14 protein-coding genes are annotated in these 13,590 nt (G+C 67.9%); 10 read left to right on the forward strand and 4 right to left on the reverse strand.

The window, feature by feature from the left end:
- The first annotated feature begins 13 nt into the window (after window positions 1–13).
- Window positions 14–361, forward strand: a complete 348-nt coding sequence (locus tag U3653_RS11735; protein ID WP_323124199.1) for a DUF6463 family protein — start codon at window positions 14–16, stop codon at window positions 359–361.
- Between the two features lie 68 nt (window positions 362–429).
- On the opposite strand, the gene U3653_RS11740 is transcribed toward U3653_RS11735, so the two are convergent.
- On the reverse strand, window positions 430–939 hold the full coding sequence (locus tag U3653_RS11740) for a hypothetical protein (RefSeq protein ID WP_195078638.1): 510 nt from the start codon (window positions 937–939) through the stop codon (window positions 430–432).
- A gap of 551 nt (window positions 940–1,490) precedes the next feature.
- Between U3653_RS11740 and U3653_RS11745 the strand changes: the two genes are divergently transcribed.
- Window positions 1,491–1,730, forward strand: a complete 240-nt coding sequence (locus U3653_RS11745; RefSeq protein ID WP_195078639.1) for a DUF6400 family protein — start codon at window positions 1,491–1,493, stop codon at window positions 1,728–1,730.
- A gap of 228 nt (window positions 1,731–1,958) precedes the next feature.
- Here U3653_RS11745 and U3653_RS11750 read toward each other — a convergent pair whose 3' ends face one another.
- From U3653_RS11750 to U3653_RS11760, 3 genes are all read right to left on the reverse strand, one after another.
- Window positions 1,959–3,062: a DUF8606 domain-containing protein gene (locus tag U3653_RS11750; RefSeq protein WP_195078640.1), complete on the reverse strand. Its 1,104-nt coding sequence runs from the start codon at window positions 3,060–3,062 to the stop codon at window positions 1,959–1,961.
- A 69-nt stretch (window positions 3,063–3,131) separates the two neighbouring features.
- On the reverse strand, window positions 3,132–4,151 hold the full coding sequence (locus tag U3653_RS11755) for a Gfo/Idh/MocA family protein (RefSeq protein ID WP_195078641.1): 1,020 nt from the start codon (window positions 4,149–4,151) through the stop codon (window positions 3,132–3,134).
- 47 nt (window positions 4,152–4,198) lie between these two features.
- Complete coding sequence (locus U3653_RS11760) at window positions 4,199–5,200, reverse strand: LacI family DNA-binding transcriptional regulator (RefSeq protein ID WP_195078642.1); 1,002 nt, start codon at window positions 5,198–5,200, stop codon at window positions 4,199–4,201.
- 246 nt (window positions 5,201–5,446) lie between these two features.
- Between U3653_RS11760 and U3653_RS11765 the strand changes: the two genes are divergently transcribed.
- The 8 genes from U3653_RS11765 to U3653_RS11800 all read left to right on the forward strand — a co-directional run bounded on the left by U3653_RS11765 (window position 5,447) and on the right by U3653_RS11800 (window position 13,585).
- The gene (locus tag U3653_RS11765; protein WP_195078643.1) at window positions 5,447–6,343 is read left to right on the forward strand and encodes a TIM barrel protein; all 897 of its coding nucleotides are present in this window, start codon (window positions 5,447–5,449) and stop codon (window positions 6,341–6,343) included.
- Between the two features lie 17 nt (window positions 6,344–6,360).
- The gene (locus tag U3653_RS11770; protein ID WP_195078644.1) at window positions 6,361–7,362 is read left to right on the forward strand and encodes a sugar ABC transporter substrate-binding protein; all 1,002 of its coding nucleotides are present in this window, start codon (window positions 6,361–6,363) and stop codon (window positions 7,360–7,362) included.
- A 10-nt stretch (window positions 7,363–7,372) separates the two neighbouring features.
- On the forward strand, window positions 7,373–8,416 hold the full coding sequence (locus tag U3653_RS11775) for an ABC transporter permease (RefSeq protein ID WP_195078645.1): 1,044 nt from the start codon (window positions 7,373–7,375) through the stop codon (window positions 8,414–8,416).
- Window positions 8,413–9,195: an ATP-binding cassette domain-containing protein gene (locus U3653_RS11780; RefSeq protein ID WP_195078646.1), complete on the forward strand. Its 783-nt coding sequence runs from the start codon at window positions 8,413–8,415 to the stop codon at window positions 9,193–9,195. The genes U3653_RS11775 and U3653_RS11780 overlap by 4 nt, the downstream gene beginning before the upstream one ends.
- Window positions 9,192–10,139, forward strand: coding sequence for a 5-dehydro-2-deoxygluconokinase (gene iolC / locus U3653_RS11785; RefSeq protein ID WP_195078647.1), 948 nt, complete (start codon window positions 9,192–9,194; stop codon window positions 10,137–10,139). Before U3653_RS11780 ends, iolC begins: the two co-directional genes overlap by 4 nt.
- Window positions 10,140–10,185: 46 nt before the next feature.
- Window positions 10,186–11,076 (forward strand): 5-deoxy-glucuronate isomerase, encoded by an 891-nt coding sequence (iolB, locus tag U3653_RS11790; RefSeq protein ID WP_195078648.1) that lies wholly within the window; start codon window positions 10,186–10,188, stop codon window positions 11,074–11,076.
- A complete protein-coding gene (gene iolD, locus U3653_RS11795; RefSeq protein ID WP_195078649.1) occupies window positions 11,073–12,914 on the forward strand; it encodes a 3D-(3,5/4)-trihydroxycyclohexane-1,2-dione acylhydrolase (decyclizing) in 1,842 nt (613 codons plus the stop codon). The genes iolB and iolD overlap by 4 nt, the downstream gene beginning before the upstream one ends.
- A gap of 467 nt (window positions 12,915–13,381) precedes the next feature.
- Complete coding sequence (locus U3653_RS11800; protein ID WP_054814460.1) at window positions 13,382–13,585, forward strand: cold-shock protein; 204 nt, start codon at window positions 13,382–13,384, stop codon at window positions 13,583–13,585.
- Window positions 13,586–13,590: the final 5 nt, after the last annotated feature.

Below are 13,590 nucleotides of genomic sequence, written 5' to 3' on the forward strand. Positions count from 1 at the left end.
AATGTTTAAGAATATGGATTCAAAAACAAGGGTCCCGCTGACGGGCGGTCTGCTCGCTTTCATCGGATCGGCACATACCGCGCTCGGTGGAGTCATCTGGGCGACCGGTCGTGAGCAGACCGAGCTCGCTTTCTGGTTCACCGCGTTCGGAGTCGCCGCCGTCGGCTTCGGTATCGCCGTGATCGAGACGGAGCGAACCCGCGGCTACGTACCAGTGCCGATCCTCTCGGCAATCGGCGTGTTGACCGCGTTCGGCCTCGTTTTCGAGCCGGTGTCCGGGTTTCTCACCGTCCTGGTACCGCTGGCCATCGGCGTCCGCGGATGGATACGGCATCGCCGCATCGCCGCGGTTCCGGCATAAGGTTCGACCACGTCGACCCTGCGTCCCGCCGTCGCGAGACTGACCTGAGGGCCGGCCTTCGGGTCGAGCTACGAGCCGACGCCGCCGATGTCGGGGCGGCCTTGGCCGAGCACGCCGCGCTGGATCGTGCCGCCGGTGGCCGGAACTCCTCGGTCGTGCACCGCGGTCCCGCTCGGGCGCAGGAAAGTTCCTGCGGCCAGGGCCACCGCGGCGCCGACCGCCGGATACACCAGTGCGTCGGCGTGGCGATACCAGAAGGTGGCGTAACGGCTGTCGGTGGTATCGCACAGGTCGTCGGTCGCCCGGGTGCTCGTCGTCTGGTCGACACAGATCCCGACGTAAATCGGCTGTGCGGTGTCGGTGGTCGGCGCGGTCGAGGTGATCCGGGGGGTGGTCGTCGTCGGTGGGGCGGTAGTGGTCATCGGCGGTGTCGTGCGGGTCGGGGGCTTCGAGGTGGTGGTGAAGACTGTGGTGACGATCGGCCGGGGAGCGGCGGTGCCACCAGCCCCGCATCCACTGGACACGAGCGCCATGGCCACCAGGGCGGGCACCGTGTACGAGACACGGCGCGACGCCATGACCCGCTTCTGCCGACGATCGCAGTCCGACGCGCCGCTCATGAATTCCCCTCCGCTTCATCCGGAACCACTGTCGCGAACCGCCCGATGCTAGCAGCGCGCCGGCGCGCGCACGATCGATCCGTGGTTCGTGAAATGCCAATTGCCGGAATGTTTTTCCCCGCTCGAACCCTAGGGATCGTTCCCATGGCGAAATACGCGCCGAATACGGGAGAACTCATCAACGCGGGGTGTGGGACGACGCACGAGTGCCGCTATCACGCGCGGTGACCGAGGTCATGGCGCGGCTGCCTGCGGGTGTCGCGAATACTCTGTGCGACGATTCGCATGGAAACGCACCGTCGATTGCCGTCGATACGAGCGACATTCCGATCGGCGAAAGGTCGCGGTGATCAAGCCCGGCATTCGCCCTCCCTTGCGCAGGGGCCCAGGCGGAGCACAGCAAATGTGACGAAGTGCAACCCTCGAACGTGATGCAGGTCATTGCCCGCGAAGGCGCGGCTGGGTGATGGTCGTCGATTCCTTGAATGAAACTGGCTGGAGATACCCGAATGGCCGACCACAATTTCGCCTACGACCTCACCTTGGACGAGGTGCGACGCCGCAGCGCCGTCGTCGCGGCGCTCGGTGACGACTGGGATCCGATCGCGGTGCTCGCCGAGGAAGATCTGGCCTACGACATGCTGTACTCGAATCTCGACGACGAACAGCAGCGTATCTACGAGGACCTTGTCCGAGCCGGAATCCTGCCGGATCGATCGACGGGCCGTATCGCCTCCGGCGAGGCGTGACCTGACCACCCCCGCTCGCCTACGTTCCATCGCGCTCATAGGTTCCAATCCTCAACTGTTGACGTCGTAGCACAGGAACCACTGGCCTACTTGTGTAAGTCGACAACCAGATCCGCGTGGGAAACCAGGTATGAGTTTGCGGGTGATCGATCGAGACCGGCTGTTGGCCGACTCGCCGGTGATCGACGAGATGGTTCGGCTGTTGGGCTGAGCGCGTTGTGCACTCGATCACTCGTTTTGATCGAAGAACTTGGTCACCTCGTCGATGGTGAACTGATTACGGAGGTTGCAAGCCGAGTTTTGGTTGGCGAAGAGACCAGGTTTGCGGAAGGCACGTTCTCGGCAGACGGTTCGTTGCCATCGGACTGGCAAGATCCATTCGCGGTAGTCCTCGTCGGGCCTGGGCTGGGCAATTGTGTGCCGATAATCCGCTGCCAGTTTCAGCTGGCGGAAGGGAGTGTCGACGCCGTCCACGGCTAGTGTCGCGCTGTCCGCGGGCTGCGCCTCGCCGACCACCTCGCCGAGGCCGACGTAACCAACCTTGGGGATGTAGGTGAAAATGCGTCCGCCTACCGGAACTTGTCGAAGGCTTCTCGAGTACCACTTGCCTCCGCCCGCCGACACGAAGCCGTACCGTTGCGCGTCGTCCCAATTCCGGCTGACGGGTTCCTCTCCGAAATTGACGTACCAGTCCTGGCCGTTCCATGGCGCTTGGCGCCGAGTCGAACTCGCGGTTTGACCCGCGCCTGCCACTGTGCTGCGGTCCAGCATCCACGTACGTGCGAGATAGGAGCGGCCGTCGTCCTCGTAATAGTCGAAGAACATCACATTGATCGGCACGTTGAAACCGGTGGCCAGATAGGTCACCAAACGTTCTGTTGTGTCGTCCATTTCGGCGGCGACGACGGCCATCGAATGTGCCGTGTTCAGCGACTCCGGCGCGCTGTCCGTACCGAAGTGAGAGGCGAAGGCCTCATCTAAGGACGGTTCATCCGTAGTTCCGCGATATTCACGGTATATGCGCCGGATGTCGTCGTCGGTGAGCGTCTGGACCCAGGACCCGTAGTCGAGCACTTGGGCGATGACGTCTCGTGGTGTGCGGTCCTTCTTGAGCTCGAGGACATACAGTCCGCCATCGACGTCCACGCCGAGCAGGTCGATCCGGCTGCCGTAGGCAGTAACCACCTGTCGGCCGATGATCATCACATCCGTTCCCAACATGGCTGGGTCGTTCTCGATGATTTCCTCCAGCCGCTGCTCGAGCGGCATCTTCGCTGGAACGATGCGGCGAGGCGATCCGTCGACCCGCCACAACCCGATCTGAACCCCCACAGCGACACCTGCCCCTCGTTCCATTCCCAGCGCTGACCTGCATGGCACAGAATACGAATCCCAGACTGCTCAGCACCGGACTTTGGCGATCTCGACCGCCCGCCCCTCACGCCGTGACAACTCACACGCCTCGGCGACGTAGAACGCTTCCAGGGCTTCGGCCGGAGTGCAGGGATTCTCGAGCCGCCCCGTAGCGACCTCGATGAACGCCGCCAGTTCCTCCGCATACGCCGGACGGAAGCGTTCCATGAACCCGGAATAGGGAGGATAGGGGGAGGGACTTCGGTCGGGTTCGACGGAAGTCAGCGGCGCGCGGTCGTCCAAACCGACGATGGCGTTTCCCTTGGAGCCCAACGCTTCCAGTCGTACGTCGTACCCCGCCCCGTTGTACCGGGTCAGTGACACAGTCGCCAGCGCCCCGTCATCCAGGCGCAGCAGTACTGCGCCCGTATCGACATCGTCGGCTTCGGCGAAGAACGCCTCGCCCCGGTTCGCCCCGAGCGCATATACCTCGACGATCTCACGCCCCGTCACCCAACGAATGATGTCGAAATCATGCACCCCGCAGTCGCGGAACAACCCGCCGGAGCGGGCGATGTATTCGGCGGGTGGTGGAGCCGGATCGAGGGTCGTCGCGCGCAACGTGTGCAGCCAGCCGAGCCGTCCGGAGCGGATCGCTTCGCGCGCCGCTCGGTAGCCGGCGTCGAAGCGGCGTTGGAAGCCGATCTGGACGGGGACCGGGGAGTTGCGGAGGTGGTCGACGACGGCCAGCGTGCCGGTGATGTCGGCGGCCACGGGCTTTTCGCAGAAGACGGGAATGCCCGCGTCGACAGCGCGGAGGATGAGTCCGGGATGGGAGTCGGTGGTGGTGGTGATGATCAGGCCGTCGAGGTCGGCGGCGAAGAGGGTGTCGAGGTCGGGGGCGAATTCGACGCCGAGGACGGCGGCGGTGGTGCGGGCGCGGTCGGCATCGGCATCGGCGACCAGCACGGTGGCGACGTTCGGGAGTTTCTTCAAAGTCTCGGCGTGGGAGGTTCCGATGCGGCCGGTTCCGGCGAGGCCCAGCGTGACGGCTCGGTGGGATGACATCGGCTCTCCTTATATTTGGAACGGTGGCGGGGCGCGGGGCCCGTGGTTCAGCGGGGAGCGGTCGTGGTGGAGCGGACGACGAGCGAAGGTTCCACCCGGCGGCGGGCCGGGGTGGTGCGGCCGTCGCGAAGGCGTTCGGCGAGCGCCTCGATCGCGAGGCGGCCCATCTGGGTGCGGGGCTGGTCGATGGTGGTCAGCGCGACGTGGCGCAGCGCGGCCAGCGAGGTGTTGTCGTAGCCGACCACCGACACGTCCTCTGGCACCCGCAGCCCCGCTTCCTCCAGCGCGGACATCGCCCCCACGGCGTTGAAGTCGTTGCCGCAGACCAGCGCGGTGGGGAAGTTGTCGCGGGAGAACAGGTTCAGCAGTTTGCGCACCGCGGCCGTGCCCGCGGAGTCGGTGTGCTCGCTCGCCACGACCATCGGTTCGAGGCCGTGGCGCCGCATGGCGGCGCGGTAGCCCTTGCGGCGGGGCGCGGAGGTGAAGGCTGCGCCGCCGTCCAGGTGCACGATGCGTCGATGCCCGAGGGAGACCAGATGATCGACGGCCAATCCGGTGCCGACCTCGCCGTCGTCGTTGACCGTGTCGATCTCGGCGACGGTGGAGGTGCGCGAGACCAGCACCAGCGGAGCCTGCTGCGCCGCTGCGCGAATGGCGGCGGCGGGCAGGATCGGTGACAGCAGGATGATGCCTCCCGGCCGGAAGGACAGCAGGCTTTCCAGCGCCGTGCGTTCGCGGGCGACGGTGCGCCTGCCGGTGTTGAGGATCAGTTCGAGGCCGCAGGCCTTGGCGGCGGCGTCCATGCTTTCGACGATGTCGGCGAAGAAGGCGTTGCGCAGGTCGGAGACCATGACGCCGACGATGTTGGAGGTCCGGCTGGCCAGCGAGCGCGCCATGATGTGCGGTCGGTAGCCGAGGTCTTCGGCCGCGTCGAGCACGGCTCGGCGGCGGTGCTCGCTGACCTTCGGAGAGTCGCGCATGACCAAGGAGACGAGGGCGCGGGAGACGCCGGCGCGGGCGGCGACGTCTTCCATGGTCGGTCGTGCCATGTCGCCTCCGTTCCGTCTTCGCAGGCATTTTCGGCTCGCACGATACAAGCTGCCCACGTGCTGATCAATAGAGCGCTCCAATCGGGGTTCAGGGTTGGCGTTTCGCGGCGCGGAAGCCCCATATTGCCTGGTGAGCGGGTTTCAGACGCTGCGCTGACGACGCTTGACACCCTATGACCTGCGTTACATAGTTGGAGCGCTCCAACAGAACGGACACCTCGACAGTCGAAGGTCGGAGAAGCACCGATGACCGAACCCCTGCACCCGCTGCGCGTCGCGGCCGCGCCGATCTCCTGGGGAGTCTGTGAGGTTCCCGGCTGGGGCCGTGTGCTCGACGCGCCCACCGTCTTGGCGGAGATGGCCGCACTCGGCCTGACCGCAACGGAACTCGGTCCTCCCGGCTATCTGCCGCGCGATCCGGGGGCGTCGCGCCGGTTGCTGGAAACCTTCGGGCTCAGGGCGGTCGGCGGGTTCCTCGCCGTGGTGCTGCACCGCGATCGGCACGGCGCCGTCGCACGCGCCGAGAACGTCGCCGCCCAGTTGGCCGCCGCGGGCGCGGAAGTTCTCGTGCTCGCCGCCGCGACGGGGTTGAGCGGGTACGACGCGCGCCCGCGACTCGACGGCTCCGAATGGCGCGCCTTGGTCGACACGGCCGCGGCGGTCCGCCGCGCGGCCGCCGCACACGGCTTGCGCACGGTGCTGCACCCGCATGTCGGCACCCATGTGGAGAGCGAGGCCGAGGTCGAGCGGTTCCTCGCCGATTCCGATCTCGACCTCTGCCTCGACACCGGGCACCTGCTCATCGGCGGCGCCGAGCCGGTCCGGCTCGCGCGACGGTACGCCGAGCGGATCGGGCACATCCATCTCAAAGACGTGCGCGGCGCGCTGGCCGATCAGGTGCGCGCCGGAGAACTGGACTACAGCGCGGCCGTGCGCCGCGGACTGTATGTGCCGCTTGGCGCCGGCGATGTCGATATCGCGGCACTTGTGCACACCGCGCAGACCGCAGGTTATGGGGGTTGGTACGTGCTGGAGCAGGACGCCGCGCTGCGGCCGGGCGAGTCGGCGCGGCAAGCGAGCGACGATGCCCAGCGCAGCCTGGGCCACCTCGCGGCCATCGCGCCGGCCACGGCGGGAATCTAGTGGAAGCGGCGACAACGATGACAACACCGCGCGACGTGACCGCGAGACGGCGGCGTTCGAGCCGATTGCTGCCGTGGATCGCCACGGCCGCCTTCCTGGCCGCGTGCAGCGGTCCCGGCGCCGACGCGCCCGCGCCCGCACAGACGCCGATCGCGGCCGGGACGGTGGAATCCGTCGCGGTGGTCACCCACGGCAGCCCCGGCGACGCGTTCTGGAACGTCGTCGAGAACGGCGCGCACAACGCGGGCAAGGATCTCGGCATCCGGGTGCAGTACAACGCCTCCGGCGATCCCGCGCAGCAGGCGAAGCTGATCGACAACGCGGTGGCGCAGGGCGTCGACGGGCTCGTCGTCTCGATGGCCAACCCGGAGGCGCTGCGGCCGTCGGTGGAAAAGGCCGTCGCAGCGGGCATTCCGGTGGTGACCATCAATTCCGGCGAGTCCGAGAGCGCGAAGTTCGGCGCGTTCGCCCATGTGGGACAGAGCGAATCGCTGGCAGGAGAGGCCGCGGGCAGGCGCCTCGCCGAGGCGCGACGCACCAAGATGCTGTGCGTCATCCACGAGGCGGGCAATATCGGCGCGAATCAACGCTGCGCGGGCGCGACCAAGGCGTTCGGCAACGCGACCACGTTGCAGGTGGACATCAACAATCCCACCGACGCGCAATCGAGGATCAAAGGCGCGCTGGAGGCCGATCGATCCATCGACGCGGTCCTGACGTTGAACTCGCAGGTCGCCGCGCGAGCGGTGGACGCGGTGCGGGAGGCCGGGTCGGCCGCGACTGTCGCCACCTTCGACCTGAATTCCGATGTGGTGGAGGCCCTCCGGGAGGGAAAGCTGCTGTTCGCGGTCGATCAGCAGCAGTACCAGCAAGGCTATCTGCCGATCGTGCTGCTGAAGCTCTATCGGACGAACCTGAACACCGTCGGAGGCGGCGCGCCGGTGCAGACCGGTCCCGGCTTCGTCGACAAGAGCAATGTGGATGCCGTCGCCGCGCTCGTCGCGCAGGGCACGCGCTGAGGGGGATGACATGATCGCTGCCACGACGACGACCGACCCGGTGCGAGATGCGGGCCGCGCACCGCTGCAACGCTTGGCGATGCGTCCGGAGATCGGCGCGGCGCTGGGCGCGCTACTGGTGTTCGTGTTCTTTTCCGTGGTCACCGACCGTTTCCTGAGCCCGCTCGGTGTCGCGACCTGGTTGGACGACGCCTCCACGCTGGGCATCATGGCGGTGGCCGTGGCGCTGCTGATGATCGGCGGCGAGTTCGACCTGTCGGCGGGCGTGATGACCGCGTCCACGGCGCTGGTCACCGCGCTGCTGGCGGTGCACGCCGGCTGGAACGTGTGGTTCGCGCTGCTCGCTTCGCTGGTGTTCGCGCTGGTCGTCGGCGCGTTCAACGGCTGGGTGGTGATGCGGACCGGGCTGCCCAGCTTCATCGTCACACTGGGCAGCTTCCTCGCCCTCCAGGGCCTGAACCTCGGTGTGACGCGACTGGTCACCTACACGGTGCAGGTGTCGGGCGTGCGGGGCGCGGACGGCTACCAGTCGGCGGGCTGGGTATTCGCCTCGACGCTCGACATCGGGGACGCGCACCTGCAGGCGTCGGTGGTCTGGTGGGTCGTGCTCACCGCGATCGCGGCGATTGTTCTGGTCCGCACCAGGTTCGGCAACTGGATCTTCGCCGTCGGCGGCGCGCTGCCCAGCGCCCGCGCGGTGGGGGTGCCCGTGGATCGCACCAAGATCCTGCTGTTCATGGGCACCGCGTTCGCCGCGTGGGTGGTCGGCTCCTGCAACATCCTGCGTTTCGCCGGCGTGCAGGCCAACCAGGGCGTCGGGCTGGAACTGCACTACATCATCGCCGCCGTGGTGGGCGGGTGCCTGCTCACCGGTGGCTTCGGCTCGGCGGTCGGGGCCGCCATCGGCGCGCTGATCTTCGGCATGGCGCGCCAAGGCATCGTCTTCGCCCGCTGGGACAGCGACTGGTTCATGCTGTTCCTCGGCGTGCTGCTGCTGGCGGCGGTGCTGGTCAACAACCGATTCCAGAAACGAGCCGAAAGGGTGCGCCGATGACTGCCCTCATCGAGGCCGTCGGCCTCGGCAAGAGCTACGGCGGCGTCGTCGCCCTACGCGAGGTGTCGACGGTGGTGAACGCGGGCGAGGTGACCTGTGTGCTCGGCGACAACGGCGCGGGCAAATCCACGCTGATCAAGATCCTCGCCGGGGTGCATCAGCACGACCGGGGCGAACTGCGCGTCGAGGGCGAAGCGGTGCGGTTCGCCTCGCCGCGGGCGGCGTTGGATCGCGGCATCGCGACGGTGTACCAGGATCTCGCGGTGGTGCCGCTGATGAGTGTGTGGCGCAACTTCGTGCTCGGCTCCGAGCCGACGTTCGGATTCGGCCCGTTCCGGCTGCTGGACCGCAAGAAGGGCGGCGCGATCGCCCGAACCGCGTTGACGGACATGGGCATCGAGATCCGCGACATGGAACAGCCGGTCGGCACCTTGTCCGGTGGGCAGCGTCAGTGCATCGCCATCGCGCGGGCGGTGCACTACGGCGCGAAGGTGCTGATCCTCGATGAGCCGACCGCGGCGCTGGGCGTGAAACAGGCCGGGGTGGTGTTGCAGTACGTCGTGCGGGCGCGCGAACGCGGGCTCGGCGTCGTGCTCATCACCCACAACCCGCACCACGCCTATCCGGTCGGCGACCGCTTCCTGCTTTTGCAGCGCGGCGCGACGCTCGGCTCATACGAGAAATCCGAGATCGACCTGCCCGAGTTGACCCGCCAGATGGCGGGCGGGGCGGAGCTGGAGGCGTTGCAGCACGAACTGCAGCGTGTGGTGACGCCGTGAACGCACAGACCGAGCTGGAGGCGTTGACCATCGGCCGCGTCGGGGTGGACCTCTATCCCGAACAAAGCGGGGTGGCATTGGCGCAGGTGCGCAGTTTCGCGAAGTTCCTGGGCGGCACCGCGACCAACGTCGCCGTCGCGGCTGCCCGGCTCGGCCGGCGTGCGGCGGTGCTGACCAAGGTGGGTCCCGACGGCTTCGGCGAGTTCGTGCGCACGGCGCTCGAGGACTTCGGCGTCTCGTCCCGTTACGTGACGACCGCGCCGGATCTGCAGACACCCGTCGTGTTCTGTGAACTCACGCCGCCGTCCGATCCACCGCTGCTGTTCTACCGTTCGCCGATTGCGCCGGATCTGACCATCACTCCGGACGAAGTGCCCTGGGACGTGGTGGATGCCGTGCCGCTGTTGTGGGTCACCGGTACCGGAGTGAGCGCGCAACCAGCACGCGGCACACAGCGGGAGATCTTGCTGCGGCGGGCGCGACGCGGGCATACGGTGCTCGATCTGGACTACCGGCCGATGTTCTGGCCGGATGTCGAAACCGCGCGGGCCGAGATCGGGTGGATGGTCGACCACGTGAACGTGGTGGTCGGCAACCGCGCGGAGGTCGAGGTGGCGGTGGGCACCGCCGACCCGGACACGGCGGCCGATCGACTGCTCGCGCGTGGCGTGCGCTTGGCGGTGATCAAGCAAGGCGGCGAGGGCGTACTGGTGGCCACTGCCGAGGAACGTTGGACGATGCCGCCGTGCCGCGTGGATGTGGTGTGCGGGCTCGGCGCTGGTGACGGTTTCGGCGGCGCGCTGATCCACGGCCTGCTCTCGGACTGGGAACCACGGCGCATCGCGGCTTACGCGAACGCGGCGGGCGCGCTGGTCGCCGCCCGTCTGGCCTGTGCGGACGCGATGCCGACCGGCGCGGAGATCGAGGAACTGCTGTGCGGTTGAGCTGGCGCGATGTCACCGGTCCCGGGCCGAGGACGGAGGAGGCGCGATGACACTGCATCGTCCGGAAGGCACCCTGCGCGATGACGGTGACCCGATCCTGCTGACTCCCGACGACGCCGGATGGACCTACGCCGGGCTACGGGTACTGCGGATTCGCGCGGGCGAGTCACGAACCCTCCGGACGGGTGAGTTCGAGGCGTTCGTCCTGCCGCTGTCCGGAGCGTGCGCGGTGCGCGTGGACGGCGCGACCTTCGCGCTGACCGGCCGGGCCTCGGTCTTCACCCGCGTGACGGATTTCGCCTATGTCCCGCGCGACGCCGAGGTGGAACTGATGGCCGAGGGCGGTGATCTGGAGGTCGCGCTCCCGATGGCCCGCTGCGGAAAGCGGCTGGAGCCGAGATACGGTCCAGCCGAGGCGGTTCCGGTGGAAGTGCGGGGCGCGGGAAGCGCGACGCGTCAGGTCACCAATTTCGGCATACCCGGTGCGTGGGAACACGCGGACAAACTCAACGCGTGCGAATTGCTCACCCCGGACGGCAATTGGTCGTCCTATCCGCCGCACAAGCACGACGAGGCGAGCGATTGCGAGGTCGTCAACGAGGAGATCTACTACTTCCGCATCGCCGGACGCGACGGGGTCACTCCGTCCCGCGAGGGGTTCGGCCTGCACCGCACATACACCGCCGACGGCACGGTGAACGAGAACGTCGTCGTCCGCGACGGCGACGTCTTCCTGATCCCGCGCGGTTATCACGGCCCGTGCGTCGCGGCGCCCGGCTACCCCATGTACTACCTCAACGTGCTGGCCGGTCCGGCGCCCGAGCGGTCGATGGCGTTCTGCGACGACCCAGCGCACGGTTGGGTGCGGGCGCGCTGGGACGACGAGCCGCTCGACCCGCGCTGTCCGGTTACCTCCCACGAAGGACGGATCGGATGAAGCTGACCACGGCGCAGGCGCTGGTGGCCTGGTCGATCGCCCAGCGCTCCGAGACGCTCGACGGCAGCGAGGTGCCGTTGTTCCCCGCCGTCTTCGCGATCTTCGGCCACGGCAACGTGCTCGGCCTCGGTACCGCGCTGCACGAGCGTCGCGCCGAACTCCCCGTCTGGCGCGGGCACACCGAAGAGGGGATGACGCTGGCCGCCGTCGGCTACGCCAAGGCCACCCACCGGCGTCAGGTCGGCATCGCGACCTCGTCGATCGGTCCAGGCGCACTCAACATGGTGACGGCGGCGGGCGTCGCGCACGCCAATCGCCTCCCGCTGCTGCTGCTTCCGGGTGACACCTTCACCGGACGCGCGCCCGACCCGGTGCTGCAGCAGGTCGAGCACTTCGGCGATCCGACGGTCACGGTCAACGACGCGTTCCGCGCGGTGAGCCGCTACTTCGACCGCATCACCCGCCCGGAACAGCTGATCGCCACGTTGCCGCAAGCGGCCAGGGTGCTCACGGATCCGGCCGATGCCGGTCCGGTCGTCCTGGCGCTGCCGCAGGACGTCCAAGCCGAGACCTACGACTTCCCCGACGCGCTCTTCGAGCCGGTGGTGCACCGTCTCACGCGGCCACGTCCCGACCACCGGGCACTTGCCGAGGCAGTCGCCGCACTGCGCGCCGCGCGCCGCCCGCTGCTGATCCTCGGCGGTGGTGTCCGGTATTCGGGCGCTGGACCTACCGTGCTGGACTTCGCGGAGCGCGTCGGCATGCCGATCGTCGAGACCACCGCGGGCCGCACTCTCGTGCCGCACGCGCATCCGCTGTACGCGGGACCGCTCGGCATCACCGGCTCGGCGTCGGCGAACGCGCTGGCGGCCGAAGCCGACCTGGTCCTCGCGGTCGGCACCCGATTGCAGGATTTCACCACCGCGTCCTGGACGATCTTCGCGCCGGACGTTCGCCTGGTCGCGATCAACGTGGCACGCTTCGACGCCGTCAAGCACGGCGCCCTCGCGGTGGTCGGCGACGCCGAGGCCACCGTGGGCGAGCTGGCCGGGCAGACGGGGGAGTGGCGAGTCGACGCCGAGTGGACCGCACGAGCCGCCGAACTGCGCGGCGCCTGGGACGCGCACATCGACCGGTTGCGCGCACCGACCCAGGGCGCGCCGAGCTACGCCCAGGTGGTGGGCGTCGTCAACGACTCGAGCGAACCGGGCGACTATGTGATGACGGCCTCCGGCGGCCTGCCCGGCGAACTCGTCGGCGGCTGGCGGGCGGCAGGCGGCGCGCCGACCATGGACGTGGAATACGGCTTCTCCTGCATGGGCTACGAGCTCGCGGGCGCGTGGGGCGCGGCCATGGCGCGCACCGACGGCGTGGTGACGACCCTGCTCGGGGACGGCTCGTATCTGATGCTGAATTCGGAACTGTTCTCCGCGGCGTTCGCCGGGCACCCATTCGTGGCGGTGGTCTGCGACAACGACGGCTATGCCGTGATCGCGAGGCTGCAAGAAGGGCAGGGCGGCGAACCGTTCAACAACTTCTATGCCGATTGCCGCACCGTGGGCGCGGGATCGCCCCGAGTCGATTTCGCCGCCCATGCCGCCGCTCTGGGGTGCGCCGCTTTCACCGCCACCGACCTCGACGAATTCCGGGACGCCTACCTGCGGGCGCGGGCGACGGCGATCGCCGAGCGGCGTCCCGCCGTGCTGGTCGTGCGGACGCTGCCGTCGGCGTGGACCGATGCCGGCGCGTGGTGGGAGGTCGGCGTGCCGGAGCAGCTGCCGGGCCGCGCCGCCTACGACGAGGCGAAACCGCGCCAGCTGCGCTATTCGCGCTCGTGAACAGAACTTAACGAACGGTGCGCCGGCCGCCCCACGGACCTAAGCTGAAGTCGGGGTCTGACCGTGGTACGCTGAAATGCGTTGCGGCGCAATCTAATTGGTAGCAAGACAGTATCAGTGTCGAGCCGCGTCGCGAATATAGCTCCCTACCGCCCGGGGCGGTGGCTCAGGTCGGTGGGGACATGCTCGCCGGGGAGGGCGGCGAGCGTTATCCGGCGAAAAGTGCGGGTACCCGACGGGTGGGCCCGGCAATGTCGTGCGATCGGGACCCGACCGAGCGTGGGAGGTGACAACCAGCCCGCCCCTGAGCGAGCGTTGCGAGGGTACTCGCGAAGAGCACCCTGGTGAGCGTTAGCTCACAGTTGGGGGCGGGAAACGTGAGTAATTCGTCGGATCATGGCATCGTTGATCTACGAGACCAGGGCATATCGATAACACCTACCTGGCTCGTCTACAGAAAGTATGAAATGGCTCAAGGCATTGTGAAGTGGTTCAACAGCGAGAAGGGCTTCGGCTTCATCGCACAAGACGGTGGGGGGCCCGACGTCTTCGTGCACTACTCGGCTGTGAGCGGCGCGGGTTTCCGGTCCCTCGATGAGGGGCAGCGCGTGGAGTTCGAGATCGGCCAGGGACAGAAGGGTCCGCAGGCCCAGGACGTCCGCGTTCTCTGATCGCG

This window comes from Nocardia implantans (assembly GCF_035544775.1).
In the GTDB taxonomy this organism is placed as follows: Bacteria; Actinomycetota; Actinomycetes; order Mycobacteriales; family Mycobacteriaceae; genus Nocardia; species Nocardia implantans.